Here is a 25,370-nt window from a genome sequence, read left to right as displayed (position 1 = left end):
ACCCTTCCTCAGCTCGTTCTCGCGGTGCGGCGCTGGACCAGGACGGCGGCGACGATGATCGCGCCCTTGGCGATCTGCTGGACGTCGCTCTGGAGGTTGTTCAGGGCGAAGATGTTGGTGATGGTGGTGAAGATCAGGACGCCGAGCACGGAGCCGGTGATGGTGCCGCGGCCGCCGCTGAGCAGGGTGCCGCCGATGATCGCGGCGGCGATGGCGTCGAGTTCGTAGAGGTTGCCGTTGGTGTTCTGGCCGGAGCCGGAGAGCACGATCAGCAGGAAGGCGGCGATGCCGCAGCACAGCCCGGACAGCAGGTACAGGTACAGGCGCTGGCGGCGGACGTCGATGCCGGCGAGCCGGGCGGCCTCGGCGTTGCCGCCGACGGCGACGGTGCGGCGCCCGAAGGTGGTGCGGTTGAGCAGCAGCCACCCGGCGATCGTCACCAGCGCGAAGACCAGCACGAGGGGCGGGACGCCCAGGACGTAGGAGACGCGCTCGCCGAGCTTCAGGACGCCGTCGACGGTGACGATCTGGGTGCGGCCGTCGGTGATCTGCAGCGCGAGGCCGCGCGCCGAGGCGAGCATGGCGAGGGTGGCGATGAAGGGGACCATGCCGCCGTAGGCGACCAGCAGCCCGTTGACCAGTCCGCAGCCGAGGCCGACGACCAGCGCGGTGAAGAGGATGCCGGCGAAGCCGTACTCCTGGGTGGCGACGGTGGTGGCCCACACGGAGGCGAGGGCGACGATCGCGCCGACGGAGAGGTCGATGCCGCCGGCGGTGATGACGAAGGTCATGCCGACGGTGACCACGCCGATCACCGAGGCCTGGGTGAGGACGAGTTGCAGGTTGCGGGTGTCCAGGAACTCGTCGGGCCTGGTGACGCCGCCGATGACGACGAGGGCGGCGAGCACGCCGAGCAGGGACAGGGTGCGGACGTCGGCGCGGGCCGGCAGGCCGCGCCAGACGGGGAGCCGGCCGGCCGACGGCGGCTTGCCGGCGGCGTCCCGGGGCGGGGAGACGGGCTGCGTCATGACGCCGGGCTTCCTTCCATGACGAGGTCGAGGACTCGGTGTTCGTCGAGTTCCTGGGCGGGTGCCGTGTGCACGACCCGGCCCTCGCGGAGCACCAGGACGCGGTCGGCGAGGCCGAGGACCTCCGGCACCTCGCTGGAGACGAGGAGCACGGCGAGGCCTTCGTCGGCCAGCCGGCGGACCACGGCGTACAGTTCGGCGCGGGCGCCCACGTCGACGCCGCGGGTGGGTTCGTCCAGCAGCAGCACCCGGCAGCCGCGCAGCAGCCAGCGGGCGAGGACCGCCTTCTGCTGGTTGCCGCCGGACAGAGTGCGCACCGGCACGTCGGGGTTGTCGGGCCGCAGCGACAGCTCGCGGGTGGCGGCGTGCGCGGCGCCCCGCTCGGCTCCCCGGTCGACCCAGCCGGCCCGGGAGAAGCGGGAGAGGGTGGAGACGGACACGTTGCGGGTGACGGACTCCAGCATCAGCAGGGCCTGCGCCTTGCGTTCCTCGGGGGCGAGCCCGAGGCCGGCCCGTACCGCGGCGCGCACGCTGCCGGTCCGCAACGGCCGCCCGTCGACGAGGACTTGGCCCGCGCTGGGTCTGCGCGCCCCGTAGACGGTCTCCAGGATCTCGGAGCGTCCGGATCCCACGAGCCCGGCCAGGCCGACGATCTCGCCGGGCCGTACGTCGAGGTCGAACGGCGCGAACTCGCCGTCCCGGGCCAGCCCGCGGATCCGCAGCACGGGTTCGGCGGCGGGTGGCGCCGCGGGCCGGGCGGGGAACACGTACTCGACGTCGCGTCCGGTCATCAGGGCGACGACGTCCCTGGTCGGGGTGGTCCGGGCGGGCAGACCGCGGGCGACGGCGCGGCCGTCCTTGAGGACGGTGACCCGGTCGCCGATGCGCCGGATCTCCTCCAGCCGGTGCGAGATGTAGACGACCGCGACACCTTCGGCGGTGAGGTTCCCGACGATCCGGAAGAGGTTGTCCACCTCGTCGGGGTCGAGCGCGGCGGACGGTTCGTCCATCACGATGAGGCGCACGTCGTGGGAGAGCGCCCGGGCCATGGAGACGATCTGCTGCTGGGCCGCCGACAGGTCGCCGACCAGCCGGCCCGGGTCGATCTCGGGATGCCCGAGCCGTTTCAGCAGCAGGCCCGTCGCCGTGCGGGCGGTCCTTCCGCGTACGACGAAGCCGGCGGTGGTGGGCTCGTGGCCGAGGTGGACGTTCTCGGCCACCGACATGTGCTCCACCAGGTCGAGTTCCTGGTAGATGGTGGCGATGCCGAGGCGCATGGCCGCGATCGGCGAGCGCAGGGTGACGGGTTCGCCGTGCCAGTGGATGGTGCCGCCGTCCGGCTGGTGGGCGCCGGCCAGCACCTTGATGAGGGTGGACTTCCCTGCGCCGTTCTGGCCGAGGAGGCAGTGCACTTCGCCCGCCTGGACGTCGAGGTCGACGCCGTCGAGGGCGCGGACGCCGGGGAACGACTTGGTGATGCCGGTCATGCTGAGCAGCGGTGCTTCTGGTGCCATCGGATTCCCCTCGGCGGACGGGCGGGCCGGTGTCAGGGCGTGCCGCGCCTGCTGCCGGGCACGGTGCCGGGCAGACGTCGTTCGGGCAGGGCTGAGCGCTGTCGGAGTGGGTGTGGGTGCGGACGGCGGGGCGGAGCGGGCCGGGGCAGGTCCGGCCGCCGTCACTGCCGGGCGGTGACGCGGTGCGGGGCGCTCGGGGTGGAGCGTGCTCGGGTTTCGGGGGTGCGGCGGGCGGGGCGGGCTCGGGGGTGCGGGCGGTGGCGCTGTCTACACGAGTCAGTGCGGGCGGTGTGGGCGGCTCGGACGGGTGGGCGGTCGCTCGTTACGCGGGTGAGAACAGGTGGTCGCTGATCAGCCGGGCCGCGCCGGTCACGCCGGCGGTCGGTCCCAGTTCCCCCAGGACGATGGGCAGGTTGCCGGTCGCCAGGGGCAGCGACTGGCGGTACACCTGGGTGCGGATCGCGGCGAGCAGGGTGTGGCCGAGGCCGGTCACCCCGCCGCCGATCACCACCAGGCCGGGGTTGAAGAAGGAGACGAGGCCGGCGATGACCTGGCCGACGTGGGTGCCGCCCTCGCGGATCAGGTCGAGCGCGGTGGCGTCGCCCGCCGCGGCCGCGGCGGCCACGTCGACGGCGGACAGCGTGCCGCTCGCCGCCAGCCGGGCCGCGAGTTCGGCGGACAGCCCCTGGCCGGCCGCCTGTACCGCGTCCCGGGCCAGCGCGGCGCCGCTGAAGTGGGCCTCCAGGCAGCCCCGGTTGCCGCAGGCGCAGGGACGGCCGTCGGGCACGGCCTGGATGTGGCCGATGTCGCCCGCGCTGCCGGTGGTGCCGCGGTGCACATGACCGCCGACGACGATGCCGCATCCGATGCCGGTACCGATCTTGACGCAGAGGAAGTCGGCGACGGTGCGGGCGACCCCGGCGTGCTGCTCGCCCATGGCCATGAGGTTCACGTCGTTGTCGACCATGACCGGGCAGCCGAGTTCCTGGCTGAGCGCCTCCCGCACCGGGAAGCCGTCCCAGCCGGGCATGATCGGCGGCGCGACCGGGACGCCCTCGGGGAACCGGACCGGTCCGGGGACGCCGATACCGGCGCCGTCGAACCCCTCGGCGAGCCCGGTGGCCCTCAACTTCCCTGCCATGTCCAGGACTTGCTCGAACACCGCGACGGGGCCCTCACGGACGTCCATCGGCTGGTTGAGATGTCCGAGGATCTCCAGTTCGGCGTTGGTGACGGCGACGTCGACCGAGGTCGCGCCGATGTCGACGCCGAGGAACCTGAGTCCCGGGTTCAGCCGGACGTTGTGGGAGCGGCGGCCGCCGCGCGAGGCGGCGAGTCCGTCGGCCACCACGAGGCCGGTCTCCAGCAGCCGGTCCACCTCCACCGCCAGCTTGGACCGGGACAGGTCGACCTGGTCGCCGAGCTGGGCGCGGGAGTTGGGGCCGCCGTCACGCAGCAGCTTCAGCAGGCGGGCCTGGTGCGTGTTCGCCGGTCGTGCCGTCATGCGTCTCACGTGCCCCTCCCCGCCAGATTCGGCCACCAGTGGCTGGCTTTCACAGGGAAAGTAGCAGTGGCCGCCGATGCTGGGAAGAAGCTGTGCACGGATTCCCCGCACTTTTTCCTCTCCCAGGACAAAGAACTCGACTCCGGACCGCGGAGGCCTCGGCCGGGCTGTCGGACCGGTGTACGACCCCGGGCACGGGACACTGGGGGAGAGCGGCCGGCGAGCGGTGCAGGGAGGCGAGCGTGGTGATCGCCGTCAATCCGACGGACAGCGCCTCGCTGCTCGCTGCCTTCGGGGCGCTGGGCGTCCTGGCGGTGATCTTCGCCGAGTCGGGCCTGCTCGTCGTCGGGTTCTTCCTGCCCGGCGACACGCTGCTGTTCCCCGCCGGGGTGCTGTGCGCGGCGGGCGACGGCCAGGGGCCGCGGCTGCAGTTGTGGCAGGTGATGCTGTGCGCGGCCGTCGGGTCCGTGGTGGGCGGCCAAGTGGGCTATCTGCTCGGGCGGCACGGCGGGCGGCCCCTGCTGGAGCGGTCGTCGAGCCGGCGGGTGAAGGAGGGCACGGCACGGGCGGAGCAGCTCCTGGCCCGGTACGGGTACGGCAAGGCACTGGTGATCGGCCGTTTCGTGCCGATGCTGCGCACCGTGCTGCATCCGGCGGCCGGCGCGCTGGGGGTGCCGGTGCGGGCGTTCACGTTCTGGCAGGCGGTGGGCGGGCTGCTGTGGTCCCAGAGTTTCGTGCTCGCCGGGTACCTGCTGGGTTCGTCGGTCTCCCACGTCGACGACTACCTGCTGCCGCTGGTCGCCGTCATCGTCGCGGTCTCGCTGCTGCCGCTGCTGGCGGAGGCCCGCAGGACGCGTCGCGAACGGCGGGAGCGGGACCGCGGGCGCGACGGCTGAGCCCCGGCGAAGACCCGCGGCCCAGCCCGCGGGCGGGGCCACGATCGCCCACCGGGAGTCACCCCGATGATGCGGCGATCGTGGCCGGTGCGCTCAGCGTGCGCCGTGGACGGCGCTGCCGGGTGCGACCGCGCGGCCGGTCTGCGGGGAGATCATCCCCGCGCACAGACCGCGGGAGGCCAGCACCTGGGCGATGCGCGGGACGGCGGCGAGCGTGTTGGCCGGCCACTCGTGCATCAGGATGATCTGGCCGGCCGTGAGCCGGGACACCGCCTGCACGATGGCGTCGGTGCTCGCGCCGTTCCAGTCCTGCGAGTCGACGTCCCAGACGACCTGCCGCAGGCCGTACTTGGCCTCGACGGCCTGCAGCGTGCCGTTGGTCTCGCCGTACGGCGGCCGGAACAGCCGCGGGGTGCCGCCGCCGGCGCTCGCGATCGCCTGCTGGGTGCGGAAGATCTCCGAGTCCATCTGCGCCTGGCCGAGCTGGGTCATGTGCGGATGGGTGTAGCTGTGGTTGCCGATCCACATGCCGGCGGCGGCCTGGGCCCGCACCTGGGCCGGATGGGCGGCGGCGTACTGGCCCTCGTTGAACATGGTGGCCCTGAGCCCGTTCTGCCGCAGGGCGGCCAGCAGGGCCGGGGTGTGGGCGTCGGAGGGGCCGTCGTCGAAGGTGAGTCCGACGTATCCGGCGCAGCCGGCGGGGCGCGGGGCGGTGGCGCCCGTGGCGGTCGCGGTGCTCGCCACGGCCTTGTCGGTGCCGGCCCGGCTTGACGTGATCACGGTGTCCGCGTGCGCGGTGCCGGGCAGGAGGAGCGCCGCCACGGCCACCAGCACCATGGCGCAGGCACTCCCGACGAGCGTCGTGAGGCGATCGCCCCCGCGGCCGTCCAGATAGGTCGTGCGCATGTCAATGCAGTCTCCTCAGGTCTCCCGACGACGTCGACGAGTGTTGGATCGGACGCATGGCCTGTCAACGGTTTCGGTAGATGTTTCGAAACATTCGCCTCCACCCTTTCAGCGAGTCGGGTGACTTGGCACAGCTCAGACCGCTTATGCGTTGCGTCCACCGGCATGGGCTCTCGCGCTGCGCCGCGCCGTGATCGATTGGTCGTCGGCCGGTCTCGAAAGTTTCGTCCCGCCTCCGGTGTTCGGCCGTCGCCTGACCGGCCCAACGTGGCTCCGCCGGAGGGGCGAGGTCCGGTGAGGGGTGTTTCCGTGGTGGAAGAGATGAGCCGGTGCATCTGTGACGAGGAGGCGGTATGCCGGAGTCGGGCGGCGTTGGCGGCGTGGCGGATGTCGTCCTGACGGTCGGCGACACGCCGGACGGCGGTTCCGGCGGCGCCTTCGCGCGGGTGAGCGGCGTGGCGGACGCCGTCCTGTACGAGGGCTACCTGCTCTACCCGTACCGCCGCTCCTCGGCCAAGAACCGGGTCCGGTGGCAGTTCGGGGTGCTGCTGCCCCGGGACTGGGTGGAGGCGGACGGCCCGGTCGTGCCGGGCGTCTCCGGCTCCGCCGACTCCTGGTACCAGCGCACCGAGTGCCTGGTGCGGGCGCGGCGGCCCGGCGCGGTCGTCCGGGTGCGCCTGCGGTACCTGCGGATGCAGCACAAGCAGGTGCGGGCGGCCGGCCCGGACGGCCGCGACCTCCCGGTCGAGTCGCTGCGGACGGAGGACGGGCGCGACCATCTCACCTTCGACGAGGCGGTGCCGCACGAGGTCGACCTCGCGTGGCCGCTGGCGGATCTGCTGCGCGGCGAGTGCGGCGCCGATGCCGGCGCGCCGGCGGGCGAGGAGACCGAGGTGCTGCCCGGCGGCGCCGGGCGGGTGGTGCGACGGCGCGAGGAGATCCGGGCCCGCACCGCGGTGGTGGCCGAGCGGCTCACCGAGGACGTGTACCGGCTGCGCGTGCGCACCGAGAACACCGGGCGGGCGCCGGACGTCCGGGCCGTGCGCGGCGAGGCGCTGCGGCACGCGCTGCTCGCCGCGCACACCCTGATCGGCGGCGAGGACCTGGAGTTCGTGTCGCTCGTCGACCCGCCGGCCGGTCTCGAGGACCAGGCGCGCGGCTGCGTCAACGAGTTCACGTACCCCGTGCTGGGCGGCGCGCCCGAGGACACGGGCCCCACCGGGCCGGTCGTGCTGTCCTGTCCGATCATCCTGCCGGACCGTCCGCAGGTGGCCCCGGAGAGTCCGGGCGATCTGCACGACGCCGCGGAGATCGACGAGATCCTCACGCTGCGCACGATGCTGCTGACCGACGAGGAGAAGGCCGAGGCCCGGGCCACAGACCCGCGTGCCGCCCGCATCCTGGACCGGGTCGACACCATGCCCCCCGAGGTCTTCGCCCGGCTGCACGGCGCCATCCGCTCGCTCACCCCGGCGCGGCCCGCCCCGGCCGGCGCCCCCGCCGCCCGGCCCGCCTGGTGGCAGGAGGGCGCCGACGACGGGCTGTCCCCGGCCACCGACACGATCGTGGTCGACGGTGTCGACGTCGGCGGCGGCAGCCCGGTGCGGCTGCGGCCGCGCGGCCGGGGCGCCGACGCCCAGGACATGTTCCTGGCCGGCCGGACCGCGCGGGTGGCGGCGGTCTTCCACGACGTGGACGGCAGCACGCACCTGGCGGTGACCGTGGACGACGATCCCGCGGCCGAACTCCACGGCTGGTACGGCCGCTTCCACTACTTCCGGCCCGACGAGGTCGAGCCCCTCGACTCCGTGGAGCCGGTCGCCCCACCCGGCCGCGGTCCCCGCGGCACCGACGCCCGGCCGGCAGGCCGGAGGAGGGACGGCTCGATGGACGGCGCGACGGACGCCTCCGAGACGCCGGCACAAGGAGCCGGCCGACTCCCCGACCGACTGCAGCAAAGGCCGACGACATGAGCACCCAGAGCGGTACCACCGAAGTCAGCCGCGAGCCCAGCCGGGCCGAGGCGCGCGAGGGAATCGACGAGATCCACATCCTCTGGATCTCGGAGGGGATGAGCTGCGACGGCGACACCGTCTCCCTGACGGCCGCCGACCAGCCCTCCATCGAGGACGTCGTCCTCGGTCTCATCCCGGGCCTGCCCAAGGTCAACCTGGTCAACAAGGTGCTCTCGCCCAGCCTCGGCGGCGAGGACTTCCTGGCGCCCTACCGGGCGGCGGCCCGCGGTGAGCTGGCCCCGTTCATCCTGGTGATCGAGGGCTCGATCCCGAACCAGAACATCATCGACGGCGACGGCTACTGGACGTCGTTCGGCAACGACCCCGTGACCGGCGAGCCGCAGACCCTGAACTGGTGGATCGACCAACTGGCGCCCAAGGCCTGGGCGGTGGTGGCCGCCGGCACCTGCGCGACCTACGGGGGCATCCACGCCATGGCCGGCAACCCGACCGGCTGCATGGGCCTCGCGGACTACCTGGGCTGGGACTTCACGTCGCAGGCCGGTCTGCCGGTGGTCAACGTCCCGGGCTGCCCCATCCAGCCGGAGAACTTCATGGAGACCCTGATCTGGGTGCTCCAGCACGCGGCCGGTTCCGCTCCCCCGCCCCCGCTGGACCACATGCTGCGTCCGCAATGGCTGTTCGGCAAGACCGTGCACGAGGGCTGCGACCGGGGCTCGTACTACGAGCAGGCCGACTTCGGGCTCGACTACAACTCCCCCAAGTGCCTGGTGAAGACGGGCTGCTGGGGTCCGGTGGTCAACTGCAACGTGCCCAAGCGCGGCTGGATGGCGGGGATCGGCGGCTGCCCCAACGTCGGCGGCATCTGCATCGGGTGCACGATGCCCGGCTTCCCCGACGCCTTCATGCCGTTCATGGACGAGCCGCCCGGCGGCACGCTGTCGTCCATGGTCATCAAGCCCTACGGGGCGGTCATCCGCCGGCTGCGCGGCCTGACCAACGACATGGTGAACCACGAGCCCAGGTGGCGTCACAACAAGCGCAAGCTGACCAGCGGCTACGACCCGCGCTACCGCCCGTGACCAGGCTCCGCACCGCGCCCGTCCCGCAACCCCCCACCGAACCGCCGATCCCGAACAGCGAGGGGCAGTACCGCAGATGACGACCACCGAGTCACGGCAGACACAGCGCAAACCCGCCCAGATCGTGGACATGTCCTGGGACCCGATCACCCGGATCATCGGCAACCTGGGCATCTACACGAAGATCGACTTCGCGAACCGGGAAGTCGTGGAATGCCACAGCACCTCGTCGCTGTTCCGCGGCTACTCGGTGTTCATGAAGGGCAAGGACCCGCGTGACGCGGGCTTCATCACCTCGCGCATCTGCGGCATCTGCGGCGACAACCACACCACGTGCTCCAACTACGCCCAGCAGATGGCGTACGGCGTGAAGCCGCCGAAACTGGCCGAGCACATCACCAACCTCGGCGAGGCCGCCGAGTACATGTTCGACCACACGATCTTCCAGGACAACCTGGTGTTCGTGGACTTCTGCGAGGCGATGGTCAAGGCCACCAACCCCGGGGTGCTGGCCCGCGCCCAGCGGACCGACGCGCCCCGCGGCGACATCCACGGCTACCGGACCATCGCCGACATCATGAAGGCCTTCAACCCCTTCGAGGGCGAGGTCTACAAGGAGGCGCTGAAGGTCAGCCGGGTCACCCGGGAGATGTTCTGCCTGATGGAGGGGCGCCATGTGCACCCCTCCACGCTGTACCCGGGCGGCGTCGGCACGATGCCGCAGCCGAACACCTTCACCGACTACCTCAGCCGGCTGATGCACGTCATCGACTTCGTGAAGAAGGCGGTGGCGATGAACGACGACGTCTTCGACTTCTTCTACGAGGCGCTGCCCGGCTACGAGGAGGTCGGCAAGCGCCGCATCCTGCTCGGCTGCTGGGGCGCCTGGCAGAACCCGGACGTCGTCGACTACCGGTACGAGAACATGGACCGGTGGGGCAAGGCGATGTACGTCACCCCCGGCATCGTCGTGGACGGCAAGCTCGTCACCAACAACCTGGTCGACATCAACCTCGGCCTGCGCATCATGCTGGGCAGCTCCTTCTACGAGGACTGGGTCAACGAGCAGCCGTTCGTCACCCACGACCCGCTCGGCAACCCCGTCGACATGCGCCACCCGTGGAACCAGACCACCGTCCCCGTGCCGCAGAAACGGGACTTCGACGGCAACTACAGCTGGGTGATGAGCCCGCGCTGGCACCACCGGGACACCGGCGAGCACCTCGCCCTGGACACCGGCGGCGGCCCCCTGGCACGCCTGTGGTCGACCGCGCTGAGCGGTCTCGTCGACACGCCCTACGTCAAGGCCACCGGCAGCAGCGTGCGGATCTCGCTGCCCAAGGGCGAGTCGCTGCCGGAGACCACCCTGGAGTGGCACATCCCGAAGTGGAGCAACACCATCGAACGGGACCGCGCCCGGCCGTACTTCGTGGCCTACGCCGCCGCCATGGCCCTGCAGTTCCTGGAGGAGGCCATGGGCATGCTGCGCAACGGCGACACCAAGGTCTTCGAGAACTTCGAGGTGCCGGACGACGCGATCGGCTGCGGCTTCCACGAGGCGGTCCGCGGCGTCCTCTCGCACCACCTGGTGATCCGCGACAAGAAGATCGCCAACTACCACCCCTACCCGCCGACCCCGTGGAACGCCAGCCCACGCGACATCTACGGCACTCCGGGGCCGTACGAGGACGCCGTGCAGGGCCAGCCGATCTTCGAGGAGAACGGGCCGGACGACTTCAAGGGCGTCGACATCATGCGCACCGTGCGCAGCTTCGACCCCTGTCTGCCGTGCGGCGTCCACATGTACATGGGCAAGGGCAAGACCCTGACCACCGTGCACTCCCCGACGTACGGGGCCAGTCATGGCTGAGGCCGCCGTCCGGCTCCCGGACCCGGCGGTGGAGGCGCGGCTGGCCCGGCTCGACGAGGTGCTGGCGGGGCTGGAGTCCGCCCCGGGCCCGGCCGCCCGCGAGGCGCTGGAGTCGGTGCGGCTGCTGACCGAGGTGTACGGCGAGGCGCTGGCCCGGGTCGTGGACGTCGCGGACGAGCGGCTGGGCGAACTGCTGGCCGCGGACGAGCTGCTGGGACACCTGCTGGTGCTGCACTCCGTGCACCCCGAGCCGGTCGAGCGCCGGGCCGCCCGCGCGGTCGAGAAACTGCGCCCCGCGGTGCGCGAACGCGGCGGTGACCTGGAGTGGGCCGGCATCGAGGGTCAGGTGGCCCGGGTGCGGGTGAGTAGCGGCGGCGGATGCGGCTCCGGGTGCGGCGGCGGGTCCGCCGACGTCACCGAGGTCGTGCGGGCGGCGGTGCTGGCCGCCGCCCCGGAGCTGACGGCCGTGGAACCGGTCGCCGAGGAGCGGCGGGCCGCCCCCGCGTTCGTGCCGCTCGACTCGATCAGGCGCCGGCCCGCGGCACAGGAGGCGCGGTGAGCGCCGAGGGAGCGCTGGCCCGTGTCATCCGCTCGGCCGCGGGCCGGGCGGCGGCCGAGGCCGAGGTGTGCGAGCTGTGCGCCGCCCCGGTGGCCGAGGCGCACCCGCACCTGTACGACACCGCGGACGCGGACGTGCGGTGCGTGTGCGGCCCCTGCTCGGTGCTGTTCGCCGGGGACGGGGCGGGCGAGGGCCGCTACCGGCTGGTGCCGCGGCGCCGGCTGCGGCTGCCGCCGGTCGACACCGCGGTGCTGGGCGTGCCGGTGGGCCTGGTGTTCTTCGTGCCGCGCTCCGACGGCACGGTCACCGCGCAGGGCCCGAGCCCGGCCGGCGCCATGCGCTGGGAGGTGGACGCGGCGGCCTGGCGGCGGCTGGCCGCCGCCTGCGCGCCGCTCGCCGGGATGGAACCGGACGTCGAGGCGCTGCTGGTGAACACGGCGCGCGGTTCCGAGCAACACTGGATCGTGCCGGTCGACGACTGCTTCCGGATGGTCGCCCTGGTCCGCCGGGAGTGGCGGGGCCTGTCCGGTGGCGGCCGGGTCTGGCCGGCCGTGGAACGGTTCTTCGCGGAGCTCACCGAGCGGCGCTGAGGACCTGGAAGGAGAGACACGATGGGCAGCATCCGAGTGGGCCGCGCCCAGGCGAAGCCCGACACACCCAGCCATGTGCCCGGCCTGCACCAGGGCAACATCGGCCCGCGCGACCGACAGACCGGATTCCACGAGGACGGCACCTCCGACGCCCGCCGCTCCACCGGGATCCACTGGAAGCGGCATGACGCCCTGATCGACGCCATGCCGAACATCTCCCCGGGATGAGAGGGCGGAAAGTGACGAAGCGCTGTGGAACGGCAAGGACGACGACGAGGTCGGTGACGACCGGACGGCAGGTGCTGCTCGTGCAGGCCGCCCTGGTGGGCGGCGTGCTCGCGGCCCTGTTCCTGAAGGAGCTGCCCGGCCTGCTGCGGGAGGTGCGGATCTACCGGATGACCGGTGGGCTCCGCGCGCACCGCCGGTATCCCTGAGTCCGCCGCATGCACGAGCTGTCGATCGCGACCGCGATCGTGGAGCGGGCGGAGGAGATCGCCCGGGCGGACGGCGCCGACGACGTGTCGGCGGTGACCGTCCGGGTCGGGGAGCTGGCCGGTGTGGTGCCGGACGCGCTGCGGTTCGCCTTCGAGGTGGCCCGGGACGGTACGGCGCTGGCCGGGGCCCGGCTCGTCGTCGAACAGGTGACGGCTCAGGCCTGGTGCGGCGGGTGCGCCGAGGAGTTCGCGGTGGGCATGCCGCCGTTCTTCTGGTGCCCGCGCTGCGACCGTCCCTCGCAGGAGCTGCGCAGCGGACGGGAGTTGGAGATCACGGAGGTCGAAGCGGTGCCGGCCCCGCGCTGAGCGCGGGGCCGTTCCCGTTCCGGGGCCGCCTCAGCAGATGCGCGGCAACTGCTCGCCCAGCGGCAGATCGAGCACCCGGGTGCCGCCGAGTCCGGTGGCGACGACGACCATGCCGGGGTGCTCCTCGACGCAGGAGCCGATGACGGTCGCCCCGGCGCCGTGCGGGTGGGCGCGCATCGCCTCGAGCACCTCCTCGGCCCGGTCCTGGGGCACGAAGGCGACGAGCCGCCCCTCGTTGGCGACGTAGAGCGGGTCGAGACCGAGGAACCCGCAGGCGTTCGCGACCTCCTCGGGCACCGGCAGGGCGCGCTCGTGCAGCCGGACGCCGGCACCGGAGGCGCGGGCGATCTCGTTGAGCGAGGCGCCGAGCCCGCCCCGGGTGGGGTCGCGCAGCACGTGCACGTCCTTGGTCACCGCGAGCATGTCCGCCACCAGGCCGGCCAGCGGCGCGGTGTCGGAGGCGATCTCCACGCCGAACTCCAGGCCCTCCCGCACGCTCATGATCGCCACGCCGTGCAGCCCGATCGGCCCGCTGACGATGACGGCGTCACCCGGCCGGGCGCGCTGCGGGCGGATGTCGACGCCCTCGGGGACGAGGCCGACGCCGGCGGTGGTGACGTAGACGCCGTCGCCGTGCCCGGACTCCACCACCTTGGTGTCGCCGGTGGCGACGGTGACCCCGGCCGCCTCGGCCGCCGAGCCGATGGCGCGGGCGATCCGTCCGACGACGGACAGCTCCACGCCCTCCTCAAGGACGAAGGCCGTGGAGAGGTAGGCCGGCCGGGCGCCGCTCATCGCCAGGTCGTTGACGGTGCCGTTGACGGCGAGGTCGCCGAGGCAGCCGCCGGGGAAGAACAGCGGCCGTACGACGTAGGAGTCGGTGGAGAAGGCGAGCCGGGCGCCGCCCAGGTCGAACACGGCGGAGTCGGCCATCGTGGCGAGCGTGGGGTTGCCGTAGGCGGGGGCGAAGACCTGGTCGATCAGCTCGGCGGACAGCGCGCCGCCCCCGCCGTGGCCCATGACCACGACCGGCTGGTCGCGCAGGGGGGCGGGGCAGGTCCAGTTCGCCGGGTCGACGGGCGCTTCGGCGGTGTCCGCGGCCGCCTTCGCGGGGTGGGGGGCCTTTTCGGTGGCGAGGTCAGCCAACGGGGTTCATCTCCTCCTGCGGAATGCGGGCTCCCCGGGGTGCCGGGCCTCCGCTCATCCGGCGGTACAGGTAATAGGCCGCGCAGGCGCCCTCGCTGGAGACCATGGTGGCGCCGAGCGGGGTGCGCGGGGTGCAGGCCTTGCCGAACGCCTCGCACTCGGTCGGCTTGATCAGGCCCTGCAGGACCTCGCCGGCGCGGCACACCGCGGGTTCCTCGGTGCGGATGTCCGTGACGTCGAAGCGGTGCTCGGCGTCGTACTCGCGGAAGTCGTCGGCGAGCCGCCAGCCGCTGGCCGGGATGCGGCCGATGCCGCGCCAGTTGCGGTCGGCGACCTCGAACACCTCCTCGATCATCCGCCGGGCAGCCGGGTTCCCCTGGTCGCGCACGGCCCGGGCGTAGGCGTTGTCGACCCGGTGCTCGCCGCGTTCGAGCTGGTGGACGGCGCGGCGGATGCCCTCGAGGATGTCGAGCGGTTCGAACCCGGTGACGACGATCGGCACCCGGTGCCGTTCGGCCAGGTCCGGGTACTCGGCGGTGCCCATCACGCTGCACACGTGTCCGGCGGCGAGGAAGCCCTGCACCCGGCACTCGGGGGCGGTCATGATGGCCTCGATCGCCGGGGGGACCCTGACGTGGGAGACCAGCAGGCTGAAGTTGTCCAGGCCCAGCCGGCGGGCCTGGTGGACGGCCATGGCGTTGGCGGGGGCGGTGGTCTCGAAGCCGATGGCGAAGAACACGACCTGCCGGCCGGGGTTCCTGCGGGCGAGTTCCAGGGCGTCGAGCGGTGAGTACACCACCCGTACGTCACCGCCCTCGCTCTTGACCCGGAACAGGTCGCGGTCGGTGCCGGGCACCCGCAGCATGTCGCCGAAGGAGCAGAAGACGACCTCGGGGCGGGCGGCGATCGCCAGCGCCTTGTCGATGACGTCGAGCGGTGTGACGCAGACCGGGCAGCCGGGCCCGTGGATCAACTCCACCTGCTCCGGCAGGAGCTGGTCGATGCCGTGCCGGATGATGGAGTGCGTCTGGCCGCCGCACACCTCCATCAGCGCCCAGGGGCGGGTGGCCGTGGCGCGGATCTCGTCCAGCAGGCGGCGGGCCAGGTCCGGGTCGTTGAACTCGTCGATGTACTTCACTTGGCCTCACTCCCGCTTCCCTGCCGGGCCGCCTGCTCCCAGGCGTCGCCGAACTCCTCCTCCAGCAGCCCCAGTTGTTCGAAGAGCTCCAGCGAGGCCCGGGCGGACTCCTCGTCCAGGCGCTGCAGGGCGAAGCCGACGTGGACGATGACGTACTCCCCCACCCGCACATCGGGCAGGTACTCGAGGCACGCCTGCTTCTGCACTCCGCCGAAGTCGATCAGCCCGGTGAGCGGGTCGGCGCGATGGTCGATGGACACGACCTTGCCGGGCACGGCCAGACACATGGGTCACTCCGTCTCGTGGTGGTTTGCGGTTCCCGCGACCATGAGCTGGCCGAGCGCCAGCCCGCCGTCGTTGGGCGGCACCTCGTGGTGCCGCAGGACGGTGAAGCCGTCCGCGTCCAGCAGGGCGGCGCACTCCTCCTCCAGCAGTCCGTTGGCGAAGACGCCGCCGGTGAGGGCCACCGCGGCCGGGCCGGCGGACCGGCGGGCCCGCCGGCAGACCTCGGCGACGGCCCGTGCGACCCCGCGGTGGAAGCGGGCCGCGAGCACCGGCGCGGGCGTGCCGCGCCGCCGGTCCGCGAGCAGCGCCTCCAGCAGGGGTGCGGGCTCCATCCGGTGGCCGGCGCCGAAGCGGAAGGGGTAGGCCCCGGAGTCCGCACCCCAGGCCTCGGCCGCCGCTGCCTCCAGTTCCAGTGCGGCCTGCGCCTCGTATCCCGTACGGTGGCAGACCCCGGCCAGTGAAGACACGGCGTCGAAGAGGCGGCCCATGCTGGAGGTGGGCACGCAGGCCACATCGCGTTCCAACTGCTGTCGCAGTACGAAGAGTTCGGCGTCGGTGCAGGCGAGGAGGCTCGGCAGGTCCGGTTCCCACGGCAGCCCGGCGGCCCACAGCCGGGCCAGCGCCAGCCGGCAGGGGTTGGCCACGCCCGCGTCGCCGCCGGGCAGCGGGGCCGTGGCCAGGTGGGAGAAGCGGCGGTAGCCGGAGTAGTCGGCGAGCAGCACCTCGCCGCCCCACACGGTGCCGTCGTCGCCGTACCCGGTGCCGTCGAAGGCGACGCCGATCACCGGTGTGGTGCCGTCCAGGCCGTGTTCGGCCATCGCGGCGGCGACGTGGGCGTGGTGGTGCTGGACCAGCACGGGCGCCGGCAGGCCGCGCTCACCGGCCAGGCGCCGGGCCCAGCCTGCCGAGTGGTAGCGGGGGTGCCGGTCGGCGGCGATCAGCCCGGCGGTGACGCCGGCGAGGCGGGTGACATGGCCCTCGGCCCGCGCGGCGGCGTCCAGGGCGGTGAGGTCGCCCATGTCGCCGATGTGCGGCCCGAACCAGGCCTGGTCGCCGTCGCCGAGGCACAGGGCGTTCTTCAGGTCCCCGCCGACCGCGAGCACCGGGCGGACGGGGACCGGCAGGCGCAAGGGGCGGGGAACGTAGCCGCGGGAGCGGCGCAGCACCTGCTCGGTGCCGTCGGGGCGGACCCGCAGCAGGGAGTCGTCGCACGGGGAGGCGATGGGCCGGTCGTGGGCGAGCCAGGCGTCGGCGAGGCCGGCGAGGCGGTCCAGTGCTTCGGTGTCGTCGGTGACGATGGGCTCGCCGGAGCGGTTGCCGCTGGTCATGACCAGGACGCGCGGTCCGGGGGGATCGCCGGGCAGGCCCAGGAGCAGGGTGTGCAGGGGGGTGTAGGGCAGCATGACGCCCACGTACGGGCTGCCCGGGCAGACCTGGTCGGCGAGCCGGGGTCCCGCCGTGACCGGGCGGCGGCGGAGCAGGACGACGGGGCGGCGGGCGCCGGCGAGGGCGGCGCGTTCGGCCGGGGCGAGGACCGCGATGTCCTGCGCGGTGCCGAGGTCGGCGCACATCACGGCGAAGGCCTTGCCGCCGCGCTCCTTGCGCTCGCGCAGGGTGGCGACCGCCCGTTCGTCGGTGGCGTCGCAGGCCAGGTGGTAGCCGCCGACGCCCTTGACGGCGACGATCCGGCCGGCGGCCAGCAGCGCCCGTGCCGTGGCCAGGGCGCCGGCGCCCCGGGCCGGGCGGACGCCGGTGCCGGCTGCCGGGACCAGGGTGAGCCGCGGGCCGCAGTCGGGGCAGGCGACGGGCTGGGCGTGGAAGCGCCGGTCGGTGGGATCGCCGTACTCGCGGGCGCAGGGGGCACACAGCGGGAAGCCGGCCATGGTCGTGGCCGCGCGGTCGTAGGGCATCGCGGTGGCGATGGTGAAGCGGGGGCCGCAGTGGGTGCAGGTGATGAACGGGTGGCGGTGCCTGCGGTCGGCGGGGTCGGCCAGTTCGCGCAGGCAGTCCGGGCAGGTCGCGGTGTCGGGCGGGAGCTGGGTGCGGCCGGTGGACTCTCCGGTGCGGCGGATGGCGAAGGGCTCGGCGGCTCCGGTGGCGGGGACGTCCTCGCGGCCGACGCCGGTCACCACGGCCAGCGGGGGCGGCTCCTTCACCAGCCGGTCGTGGAAGAGGGCCACGTCCTCCGCCCGGCCCTCGACCTCGATGAGCACGCCGCTCGCGGTGTTGCCGACGAAGCCGGCCAGGCCCAGTTCGGCGGCCAGGCGGTGCACGTACGGCCGGAAGCCGACGCCCTGCACGGTGCCGTACACGGTGATCCGGCGGCGCACCCGGCCGGTGACGGGCGCGGTCACGCGACGGGGGCGGAGGCCGGGTGGTGGTGCCCGTGGGGGTGCGGGGCGAGCGGCGGCCGGTGCGGCGGGGCCGCGCGGCGGGCGGCGAGGGCGTGCTCCAGGAGGGTGTCGGCTCCCTCGGCGCTGCGGGCGCAGGTCCGTACGATCTCCACGCCCGGGTTGACGCGCTGGACGTTGGCCCGGAAGGCGGCCTCGTCGAAGCCGGCCGCCCCGGCCAGGTCGGTCTTGGTGATGACGACCAGGTGGGCGGAGCCGAAGGCGGTCGGGTACTTGAGCGGTTTGTCCTCGCCCTCGGTGACCGCCATCAGCGCGATCCGCAGGGTCTCGCCGAGGTCGTAGGAGGCCGGGCAGACCAGGTTGCCGACGTTCTCCACGAAGAGCACCGCGGTGTCCTCGGGCAGCCAGCCGTCGAGGTGCCCGCGTACCTGCCGGGCCTCCAGGTGGCACAGTCCGTCGGTCAGCAACTGCCGTACCGGCGCGCCCGAGCGGGCCAGCCGGACGGCGTCGTTCTCGGTGGCGAGGTCGGCGGTGAGCGCGGCGACGGGCACGCCCCGCTCCACCGCCCGCGCCAGGACCCGGCCGAGGAGTTCCGTCTTGCCGCTGCCGGGGCTGGACAGCAGGTTGACCAGCGTCACGCCCCTGCGGCCCAGGTCCTCGCGCAGGCTCGCGGCCAGGTCGTCGTTCTTCGCCAGGACGGCCTGCTTGACGTCGGACCGGCACATGGGCGCAGCTCCTCGCGGTCGTGGGACGGAAGGCCCCGGCCACGCCCTGTGCGGCCCGGGTCTCACCGATCTTCGGCCGCTCCGGCCGTGAGGCGGGGCAGCGCAGCCGTGTGCGGGGGCCCGGATTCCATCGGGCGGCCCAACGGCGGCGCGGGTGCGGCCGGGTCGGCCAGCAGGACCGGGACGAGGATGTGCAGCGCGTCGACGGCCCGGTCGACGGCCTCGCGCACCGGTGCGCTCAGTCCCGGCAGGATGTCCTCGTCGCCGGAGGGCAGGACGGCGGGTTCGCAGGCGAGCACGAGGACGCGGGGCAGCGGCTCCTCGCCCAGGTGGGCGGCGAGCGCCAGTACCTTCTCCGGGTCCAGGCCGTGGGCCTCGGGCGCGACGGTCCCGTGGGGTGGTTCGGCCTCGAGCAGGGTGAGGGTGCCGGGCCGGTGTCCGCGCGGAGCGGCGTCGATCAGGACGGCGGTGGCGCAGCCGCCGAGCAGGGCGTAGGCGAGGTCCATGCCCCGGATGCCGTAGTCCCGCACGTCGGCCCCGGGCGGCAGCGGGCGCCGGCCGAGTGCGCTGATCACCTCGGGACCGAAGGCGTCGTCGCCGAGGAAGATGTTGCCGACGCCCGCCACGAGCAGCCGGCCGGGCGGGGCGCTCATCCGAGGTCTCCCGCCACCGGTGCCAGCGGCCGGACGGAACCGGCCGGCTTCTTGCGCACGAAGGCGGAGCGCAGGGCGTGGTACGGGGCCGCGGGGTCGTAGAAGACGGCGCGCATACGGGCGAGTTCGTCGCGCCGGTACTCCGCGAGCGGCCGCCGTGCCTCGTCCAGGCGGCGGGCCGTCTCCTTGGCGGCGATCCGCCCGGCGAGGTCCGGGGCGGCGGCGAGGTCCTCGGCCAGCCGCTGGACCCGGGCGCCGAACTCCCCCGGCGCGGCGGGCACCAGCCGGTCCACCAGTCCGATGCGGCCGGCCGCGGCCGCGCCGATGGGCAGTGCCTCGCCGGTCAGCCGGCGGGCGAGGCCGTCTCCGACCCGACGCGGCAGGGTGTAGGTCCAGAACTCGGAGCCGTACAGGCCCATGCGCCGGTAGTGCGGGTTGAGGACCGCACCGGTGCGGCACCACACCTCGTCGGCGGCGAGGGCGAGCATGGCGCCGCCGGCGGCCGCGTTGCCGGGGAGCGCGGCCACCACGAGCCGGTCGGTGGTGCGCAGCACCGCCTCCACCAGGTCGTCCATGGCGTTGAGGTTGGTCCAGGACTCCTCGGCCGGGTCGGCGGCCGCCTCGATGACGTTCAGGTGGATGCCGTTGGAGAAGAAGTCCCGGTCCGAGCCGAGCACCAGCACGGGGGTGGGACGGTCGAGCGCGTACCGGTAGGCGGTGAGCAGCCGGCGGCACTGCTCGGTGCTCATCGCGCCGCCGGGGAAGGAGAAGGTAAGGAAGCCGGTGTCGCCGCGCCGGCGGTAGCGGATGTCGCTCCAGGTGCGCCGGTCCCGGGGCAGTTCCAGGGGGACGGTGTCCTCGGGCAGGCGGGGGGCGTCGGGGAAGGCGGCGAGTACGGAGGCGGCCGGGCGCCGGAAGGGCGCGGGGTCGCCGGAGTTCTTGCGCGGGCGCAGTTCCGGGATCCACACGGCGCCGTCGCGGGTGGCGCGGCAGACGGCGCCGTACCGGGTGGCGAGCAGTTCGCCGGGGCGGCCGCGGAGCCGGTCCTCGGGGTGCCCGCCGTGCAGGAACACCTCCCGGCCGAGGAGTTCGTCGAGAACGCCCGGCTGGGAGTCGGCGCCGCGCAGTTTGCGCAGCACGGCCTCGGTGCCGTCGTTCGCCCAGTCGATCCGGCGCCGGTCCTGCCGGAAGAAGTCGCGCCACACGATGTGCGGGGCGATGCCGGGGTCCCCGGTCTGCGGGCGGGGCTTGTACGAGGCGTCGGCGTACCGGCGCACGGCGAGCAGGACGGCGGCCACGGCGGCGTCGGAGGCCTCGTTGCGGTAGAGGTCGCTCTTGCCGACGGGCGGGACGGGGAAGGGTTCCGACGCCCAGATGTCGCCCGCGTCCATGGCCGCCTCGGCCTGGAGGACGGTGACGCCCCAGTGGGGGGCCTGTCCGGCGATGGCCCAGTCCAGTGCGGACGGGCCGCGGTCACCGGGCGGTCCGGGGTGGACGATCAGGCAGGTGTGGTCGCGCCAGACGTCCTCGGGCAGCGCCGACTTCAGCATGGGCGCGAGGATCAGGTCGGGGCGCAGTTCGCGGACGGCGGCCCGGACCGGTTCGGCGCCCTGTGTGGCGAGCACGGCGTCCACCCGGTGGCCCAGGTCCGACAGCTCGGCGTACACCCGTTGGGAGAGGCTGTTGAACGCGCTTGCGACGAGCAGAATGTCCATGACGCGGCATGTTCGCCCTTTCACGGAGTGCCGTGAAGAACCGGTGCGGCGTTTCGTCAGGCTCGGTCGCATACCTTCCGCCAACCGGCCCGCACGGTGCGCTTTCTGAACGTTCGGCGTCGGTTGGTGTTCGCCGGGAGCGGCGGGCGGCCGGCGGCGGGGGTCCGGGCGGCCGTCAGGCGGCGAGCGCCGGTCCGGCCGCGAGGCGGTCCAGGAGCTGCTCGTGGTGGAGCGCGGCCACGGGGGCGAGCAGGTCGGGGTGGCGCAGCAGGGCGGCGGCGCTGCGGTCGCCGTCGTCGGGGGCCAGCAGGCGCCGGAACTCCTCCGGCGGGGCGGCGGTGTGCTCCGGGCCGGCGAGCGCGTCGACGGCCGGCCCGGCCAGCCCGGGATCGGTCAGCAGGCTCGCGGCCCAGCTGGCCACGACCTCGTCGACCCAGGTGCGCCAGGCCCACTCCTCGGCCGTGCCGTCGCCGCCCGAGTCCGCGCCGGTCACCCAGTCCAGGCGTACCGCGCCACCGGGGCCCGCCAGGGTGACCAGGGCCGCGTCGATGTCGGTCGGGTAGCGCAGCCGGGCGGCGACCGTCACGGCCTGCCGGGCCTGGGCCTCGCAGCGGGCCGTGGCCAGCGCGCCGCCGCACGCCGGGTAGGCGCCCGTCAGCCAGCGGGCCGTCGCGGCGATGAGGGGAGAGAGGTCTGTGAGCACTGCCGGGCCGTCCGAGACGCGTAGGGAACAGGGGCTCCACGCCACGGTAGCCCCGGGCTCCGCCGCCTCGGGGTTGCTGGGAAGTTCGTCATATGTGGCTTCGGCCACGTCACGACGGAGGTCACGTGTGGCGCGGGGCGGCCAGGGAACTCGGGGCGGGCCCGCCGCCGGGCAGGGCACGCACCGGGAGGCTCCATGACGGACGACGCACAGTACGACGACCAGGGCGAGGACCCCCTGGGGGGTTACGCCGCTCTCGCCGCGGTGTTCGTCACGGGGGTGGGCACGTACGCGATGGTGGCCCGGCGCCGGGGCGTGACGCTGCCGCGCGAGCTGCCGCCGTGGGACGTCGCCCTGCTGGGCACGGCGACGTACAAGGTGTCCCGGCTGCTGACCCGGGACAGGATCACGAGTTTCCTGCGCGCCCCGTTCACGCGCCGGGCCGAGGAGGGCAAGGCCGGCGAGGTCGTGGACGAGCCCCGGGGCACCGGGATGCGCAGGGCGGTGGGCGACCTGCTGGCGTGCCCGTTCTGCACCTCGGCCTGGGTGGCGACGGCACTGATGTGCTCCTACGCCGCCTCGCCGCGGCTGACCCGGCTGGTCGGCGGGAGTTTCGGCGCGCTGACGGTGGCGGACTGGCTGCAGTACGCATGGACGTGGACCCAGCGGACGGCCGAGGGCTGAGCCGGCCGCCGGGCCGGGCCGCCGGGCCGCCGGCCACGAGGAAGGAACCGGCCCCATGCATCACGACGAGATGATCGGAAAGGTGCGGACGCTGGCCGCTCTGCCCGACAGCGGCACGGCGGAGCGGGCGACGCGGGCGGTGGTGTGCACGCTGTCGGAGCGGCTGCCGTCCGGGCTGGCCCGCCATGTGGCCGCCCAGCTGCCGCCCGACCTGGCGGCCGCCATGCGCCGGGCGGCCGAAGAGGCCGGCGGCGACGCGGGGCACGCCGGTGAGCGCTTCGGCCTCGCGGCGTTCGCGGGACGGATCGCCGACCGGGCGGGCACGGACGAGGACACGGCCCTGCGGGAGGCCGCGGCCGTCCTGGAGGTGCTCGACGCGGCCCTCGCCCCGGAGCTGACCGAACGGATGGCCGGGGCGCTGCCCTCGGACATCCGGGAGCTGCTCCCGGTGGAACGCGCCGCAGGAGAGGGCGGGGAGTAGCGGGAGCGGGGGGCGGCCGTCCGTCACCGCTGGTGCGGCACCCGCCCCCAGGGGCGCCGGAAGAAGGGTCGCCGCCGGGCGTGCCGTGCACCGGTACGGCGGGTGACCCAGCGGTCCTCGACCTGGTCGAGGCCGAAGAGCAGCAGGCTGAGGGCGGGAAGCAGCAGAAGCGCGACGAAGATCACCGGAGGAACTCCTCCCTGCGAGTACCGGGGACGAGTGCCCGCCCCCCGCCGCCCCAACGTCCACGGAGTGTGAAGGTCCTGTGGCGTCCCGGCGCGCCGGTGGAGACCGGCGGCGCGGGGCGCCACGGGCGCGTTGTACCGGTACGGCGCCTCCCTGCCCGTAACGTTCTCGACGGTGACCGAAAGTCACACAATCGACACGATGAGCGCACGGGAGGCCGGGTGGGCGGTCCGGGACGGCGGGCGGGCCGGGGACGCCGGACGCGCGGGACGGTGCGGGGCGGCCGGCCCGCGCACTCCGCACGGCTCCCGGCGGGCCCTCGCACCGGTGCCGACGCCGCGGTCGCGGCGCGGATCGTGCCGTGGCTGCGGATCACCGCGGCCTACGCCTGGCGGCTCATCCTGGTCGGGGTCGTGGTGTACGGCGTCTTCACCTTGCTCGGCCGCTTCCAGCTCATCGCCGTGGCGCTGTTCCTCGCCCTCATCGTCACCTCGGTCCTGCGCCCGCTCGCCGATCTGCTCGGCCGCGTCCTGCCCCGGCCGGTGAGCGTCGCCGTCGCCCTGGCCGGCAGCCTGTTGCTGCTGCTCTCCCTGCTCGCGCTCGTGGGCAACGCGGTGGCCAGCGAGTCGGCCACGCTGGCCGGGGAGTTCCGCGGCGGGGTGCGCCGGATCGAGCTGTGGCTGCAGCGCCCACCGCTCCGGCTCAGCCCGGGCCGGCTCTCCGCGCTGGAGAACCAGGTGACGAACTACCTCGACGCCCACCGGTCCAAGCTGCTCAGCAGCGCGGTGACCCAGCTCGGCAAGGTGGTGGAGCTGGTCACCGGCGGCGCCCTCGCGCTCTTCGCCTCCGTGTTCTTCATCCACTCCGGTGAGCGGCTGTGGGCCTGGGCGCGCGACCAGCTGCTGCCGAGCAAGGCGCGTGCGGCCTGGGACCGGGCGGGGAGCACGGCCTGGCGGACGTTCGCCGGGTACACCCGGGGGATCATCATCGTCGCGGCCACCAACGCCGTGCTGGTCGGCATCGCCCTGCTCGTGCTGCGGGTGCCGCTGGCGCTGCCCCTGACGCTGCTGGAGTTCTTCGCCGCGTTCGTGCCCCTGGTCGGCTCGCCGGTGGCGCTCGGGGTGGCCACCGTGGTGGCCCTGGCCGGGCGCGGACCGCTGACCGCCCTGGCCGTGCTGGCGCTCATCGTCGTCATCGGCCAGTTCGAGGGGCATGTGCTGCACCCGCTGGTGCTGAGCTGGGCGGTCCGGCTCCATCCCCTCGTCGTCGCCGTGTCCGTCATCGCGGGCAGCATCGTGGGGGGAGTGATCGGGGCGGTCGTGGCCGTCCCGTTCGTCTCCGTGGTCTGGGCGGTGATGCGCGCGCTGCGCCCGGATCCGCCCTGAGCTCGGTGACCCCTGCATGGGCACCCGCTTCAGTGGCACTCGGTGCGTTGTGCGTGGAATGCGATTGATGTGGCAAGCGGTACGACGGGATGTGACGGAGGCGGTGGCGGCGGTGCGCCGGGCCGCCGCGGGGCCCGGCCGGGAGCGGGACCTGGTCGTCCAGGCGCTGAAGGCCGCGCTGGCCGCCTGGGTGGCCTGGGCGGTGGCGGGCTGGTGGCTGAAGGCGCCGGTGGCGTTCGTGGCGCCCTGGGTTGCGGTGGTCCTGGTGGAGTCGACCGTGTACCGGTCCATGGCGCACGGGCTGCAGCAGCTCGGCGCGATCGCGGCCGGCACGGTGGTCGCCACCGCGGTCGGGCTGCTGCTGAGCGACACGATGACCGCGATGGCGATCGTCCTGCCCGCGGCGCTGCTGCTGGGGTGCTGGCGGCGCCTGGGCAGCCAGGGGATCTACGCCGCGACCGGCGCCCTGTTCGTCCTGACCGGCGGGTCCGTGTCGGTCGGCACCTCGGCGGCCCGGCTGGGCGAGGCCCTCTTCGGCGCCCTGGTCGGCATCACCGTCAACGCGCTGATCCGGCCGCCGGTGTACCTGCGCGACACCAGTGCGGTGCTGCGGGACGCCACCGACGAGGCCCACGACATCCTGCACGACGTGGCCGACGGGCTGGCCGAGGGCCGCTGGGACGCCGAGGAGGCCGCCGGCCGGCACGAGCGCGCCCTGCGGCTGCGCTCCCGGGTGGAGCAGGCCCATGCCGCGGTGGACCTCGGCCGGGAGAGCCTGCGGGCCAACCCGCGCCGCCGCAACGGAGCGTCGGCGCTGCCCGGCAAGGGGTACGACGACGCCGTCCTGGTGCTGGACTACGCCGCCGTGCACACCGCGGGCGTGACCCGCACGGTGCTGGAGGCCGCCGCCCAGAAGCGTCCGGCTCCCCGGCCGCACCCGGAACTCGCCCGGCGCTACGCGGCGTTCCTCCACCAGACGGCCCACGCCCTGCGGCTCTACAGCCACAGCCGGTTCGGCGACTCGAGCGAGGACGGACTGCGCGAGGCGGTGGCGGAACTGCGCGGCACGCTCCAGGAGCTGCGCCGGGACCTGGTCCGCTCGACGACGGACGACCCCGACGACATCGCCACCTACGGGGCGCTGCTCGCCCAGGCCCACCGGCTGGCGGACCGTCTGGTCGTCCCGTCCTGAC

General features: G+C 74.0%; 25 protein-coding genes and 1 pseudogene. 13 read left to right on the top strand and 13 right to left on the bottom strand.

Annotated features, from left to right (window positions below):
• Nucleotides 1-8 precede the first annotated feature (8 nt).
• The 3 genes from ACFYU0_RS03750 to ACFYU0_RS03740 all read right to left on the bottom strand — a co-directional run bounded on the left by ACFYU0_RS03750 (nucleotide 9) and on the right by ACFYU0_RS03740 (nucleotide 4,046).
• Complete coding sequence (locus ACFYU0_RS03750; protein ID WP_389297534.1) at nucleotides 9-1,028, bottom strand: ABC transporter permease; 1,020 nt, start codon at nucleotides 1,026-1,028, stop codon at nucleotides 9-11.
• Complete coding sequence (locus tag ACFYU0_RS03745; protein WP_389297532.1) at nucleotides 1,025-2,542, bottom strand: sugar ABC transporter ATP-binding protein; 1,518 nt, start codon at nucleotides 2,540-2,542, stop codon at nucleotides 1,025-1,027. The genes ACFYU0_RS03750 and ACFYU0_RS03745 overlap by 4 nt, the downstream gene beginning before the upstream one ends.
• Before the next feature lie 322 nt (nucleotides 2,543-2,864).
• The gene (locus tag ACFYU0_RS03740; protein WP_389297530.1) at nucleotides 2,865-4,046 is read right to left on the bottom strand and encodes an ROK family protein; all 1,182 of its coding nucleotides are present in this window, start codon (nucleotides 4,044-4,046) and stop codon (nucleotides 2,865-2,867) included.
• A 245-nt stretch (nucleotides 4,047-4,291) separates the two neighbouring features.
• Here ACFYU0_RS03740 and ACFYU0_RS03735 point away from each other — a divergent pair, with 245 nt between their 5' ends.
• Nucleotides 4,292-4,942, top strand: coding sequence for a DedA family protein (locus ACFYU0_RS03735; RefSeq protein ID WP_351670025.1), 651 nt, complete (start codon nucleotides 4,292-4,294; stop codon nucleotides 4,940-4,942).
• A gap of 120 nt (nucleotides 4,943-5,062) precedes the next feature.
• On the opposite strand, the pseudogene ACFYU0_RS03730 reads toward ACFYU0_RS03735, so the two are convergent.
• Nucleotides 5,063-5,749, bottom strand: a pseudogene (locus ACFYU0_RS03730) (polysaccharide deacetylase family protein); the annotation flags it as partial.
• A gap of 452 nt (nucleotides 5,750-6,201) precedes the next feature.
• Here ACFYU0_RS03730 and ACFYU0_RS03725 point away from each other — a divergent pair.
• From ACFYU0_RS03725 to hypA, 8 genes are all read left to right on the top strand, one after another.
• Entirely contained in the window at nucleotides 6,202-7,821 is a 1,620-nt protein-coding gene (locus ACFYU0_RS03725) for a hypothetical protein (RefSeq protein WP_389297528.1), read from the top strand.
• A complete protein-coding gene (locus ACFYU0_RS03720) occupies nucleotides 7,818-8,906 on the top strand; it encodes a hydrogenase expression protein HypE (RefSeq protein WP_351669786.1) in 1,089 nt (362 codons plus the stop codon). The genes ACFYU0_RS03725 and ACFYU0_RS03720 overlap by 4 nt, the downstream gene beginning before the upstream one ends.
• Before the next feature lie 76 nt (nucleotides 8,907-8,982).
• Nucleotides 8,983-10,776 (top strand): nickel-dependent hydrogenase large subunit, encoded by a 1,794-nt coding sequence (locus tag ACFYU0_RS03715; protein ID WP_389297525.1) that lies wholly within the window; start codon nucleotides 8,983-8,985, stop codon nucleotides 10,774-10,776.
• Entirely contained in the window at nucleotides 10,769-11,335 is a 567-nt protein-coding gene (locus ACFYU0_RS03710; RefSeq protein WP_351669792.1) for a NifU family protein, read from the top strand. The genes ACFYU0_RS03715 and ACFYU0_RS03710 overlap by 8 nt, the downstream gene beginning before the upstream one ends.
• A complete protein-coding gene (locus ACFYU0_RS03705; protein ID WP_389297522.1) occupies nucleotides 11,332-11,925 on the top strand; it encodes a DUF5947 family protein in 594 nt (197 codons plus the stop codon). The genes ACFYU0_RS03710 and ACFYU0_RS03705 overlap by 4 nt, the downstream gene beginning before the upstream one ends.
• 21 nt (nucleotides 11,926-11,946) lie before the next feature.
• Nucleotides 11,947-12,153: a hypothetical protein gene (locus ACFYU0_RS03700; protein ID WP_351669798.1), complete on the top strand. Its 207-nt coding sequence runs from the start codon at nucleotides 11,947-11,949 to the stop codon at nucleotides 12,151-12,153.
• 53 nt (nucleotides 12,154-12,206) lie between these two features.
• Nucleotides 12,207-12,359, top strand: a complete 153-nt coding sequence (locus tag ACFYU0_RS03695; RefSeq protein WP_389297521.1) for a hypothetical protein — start codon at nucleotides 12,207-12,209, stop codon at nucleotides 12,357-12,359.
• A 9-nt stretch (nucleotides 12,360-12,368) separates the two neighbouring features.
• Nucleotides 12,369-12,725: a hydrogenase maturation nickel metallochaperone HypA gene (hypA, locus tag ACFYU0_RS03690; RefSeq protein WP_351669804.1), complete on the top strand. Its 357-nt coding sequence runs from the start codon at nucleotides 12,369-12,371 to the stop codon at nucleotides 12,723-12,725.
• Nucleotides 12,726-12,755: 30 nt separating this feature from the next.
• On the opposite strand, the gene hypE is transcribed toward hypA, so the two are convergent.
• From hypE to ACFYU0_RS03650, 8 genes are all read right to left on the bottom strand, one after another.
• Nucleotides 12,756-13,871 (bottom strand): hydrogenase expression/formation protein HypE, encoded by a 1,116-nt coding sequence (gene hypE, locus ACFYU0_RS03685; RefSeq protein ID WP_389297520.1) that lies wholly within the window; start codon nucleotides 13,869-13,871, stop codon nucleotides 12,756-12,758.
• A complete protein-coding gene (gene hypD, locus ACFYU0_RS03680) occupies nucleotides 13,864-15,009 on the bottom strand; it encodes a hydrogenase formation protein HypD (RefSeq protein WP_389297519.1) in 1,146 nt (381 codons plus the stop codon). Before hypD ends, hypE begins: the two co-directional genes overlap by 8 nt.
• Nucleotides 15,006-15,296: a HypC/HybG/HupF family hydrogenase formation chaperone gene (locus ACFYU0_RS03675; RefSeq protein ID WP_351669810.1), complete on the bottom strand. Its 291-nt coding sequence runs from the start codon at nucleotides 15,294-15,296 to the stop codon at nucleotides 15,006-15,008. The genes hypD and ACFYU0_RS03675 overlap by 4 nt, the downstream gene beginning before the upstream one ends.
• Before the next feature lie 3 nt (nucleotides 15,297-15,299).
• Entirely contained in the window at nucleotides 15,300-17,648 is a 2,349-nt protein-coding gene (gene hypF, locus ACFYU0_RS03670; protein ID WP_389297518.1) for a carbamoyltransferase HypF, read from the bottom strand.
• Nucleotides 17,645-18,370, bottom strand: a complete 726-nt coding sequence (gene hypB / locus ACFYU0_RS03665) for a hydrogenase nickel incorporation protein HypB (protein ID WP_389297517.1) — start codon at nucleotides 18,368-18,370, stop codon at nucleotides 17,645-17,647. The genes hypF and hypB overlap by 4 nt, the downstream gene beginning before the upstream one ends.
• 62 nt (nucleotides 18,371-18,432) lie before the next feature.
• Nucleotides 18,433-19,023, bottom strand: a complete 591-nt coding sequence (locus ACFYU0_RS03660; protein WP_389297516.1) for a hydrogenase maturation protease — start codon at nucleotides 19,021-19,023, stop codon at nucleotides 18,433-18,435.
• A complete protein-coding gene (locus ACFYU0_RS03655) occupies nucleotides 19,020-20,738 on the bottom strand; it encodes an enoyl-CoA hydratase-related protein (RefSeq protein WP_389297515.1) in 1,719 nt (572 codons plus the stop codon). Before ACFYU0_RS03655 ends, ACFYU0_RS03660 begins: the two co-directional genes overlap by 4 nt.
• A 175-nt stretch (nucleotides 20,739-20,913) precedes the next feature.
• The gene (locus ACFYU0_RS03650) at nucleotides 20,914-21,441 is read right to left on the bottom strand and encodes a hypothetical protein (RefSeq protein WP_389297513.1); all 528 of its coding nucleotides are present in this window, start codon (nucleotides 21,439-21,441) and stop codon (nucleotides 20,914-20,916) included.
• A 195-nt stretch (nucleotides 21,442-21,636) separates the two neighbouring features.
• Here ACFYU0_RS03650 and ACFYU0_RS03645 point away from each other — a divergent pair, with 195 nt between their 5' ends.
• Both ACFYU0_RS03645 and ACFYU0_RS03640 read left to right on the top strand, forming a co-directional pair.
• Entirely contained in the window at nucleotides 21,637-22,125 is a 489-nt protein-coding gene (locus ACFYU0_RS03645) for a DUF1360 domain-containing protein (protein ID WP_389297511.1), read from the top strand.
• 55 nt (nucleotides 22,126-22,180) lie between these two features.
• The gene (locus tag ACFYU0_RS03640; RefSeq protein ID WP_389297510.1) at nucleotides 22,181-22,606 is read left to right on the top strand and encodes a DUF2267 domain-containing protein; all 426 of its coding nucleotides are present in this window, start codon (nucleotides 22,181-22,183) and stop codon (nucleotides 22,604-22,606) included.
• A gap of 23 nt (nucleotides 22,607-22,629) precedes the next feature.
• Here the strand turns inward: ACFYU0_RS03640 and ACFYU0_RS03635 are convergent, their stop codons facing one another.
• Nucleotides 22,630-22,791, bottom strand: a complete 162-nt coding sequence (locus ACFYU0_RS03635) for a hypothetical protein (protein ID WP_351669834.1) — start codon at nucleotides 22,789-22,791, stop codon at nucleotides 22,630-22,632.
• Between the two features lie 222 nt (nucleotides 22,792-23,013).
• Here ACFYU0_RS03635 and ACFYU0_RS03630 point away from each other — a divergent pair, with 222 nt between their 5' ends.
• Complete coding sequence (locus ACFYU0_RS03630; protein WP_389297509.1) at nucleotides 23,014-24,177, top strand: AI-2E family transporter; 1,164 nt, start codon at nucleotides 23,014-23,016, stop codon at nucleotides 24,175-24,177.
• A 67-nt stretch (nucleotides 24,178-24,244) separates the two neighbouring features.
• Nucleotides 24,245-25,369 (top strand): aromatic acid exporter family protein, encoded by a 1,125-nt coding sequence (locus ACFYU0_RS03625; protein WP_389297508.1) that lies wholly within the window; start codon nucleotides 24,245-24,247, stop codon nucleotides 25,367-25,369.
• Nucleotide 25,370 lies beyond the last annotated feature (1 nt).

Source organism: Streptomyces sp. NPDC003720, from assembly GCF_042875075.1.
GTDB lineage: Bacteria > Actinomycetota > Actinomycetes > Streptomycetales > Streptomycetaceae > Streptomyces.
Note: the sequence above shows the minus strand (reverse complement) of the source record. Positions and strands in the feature narration are given on the sequence as shown.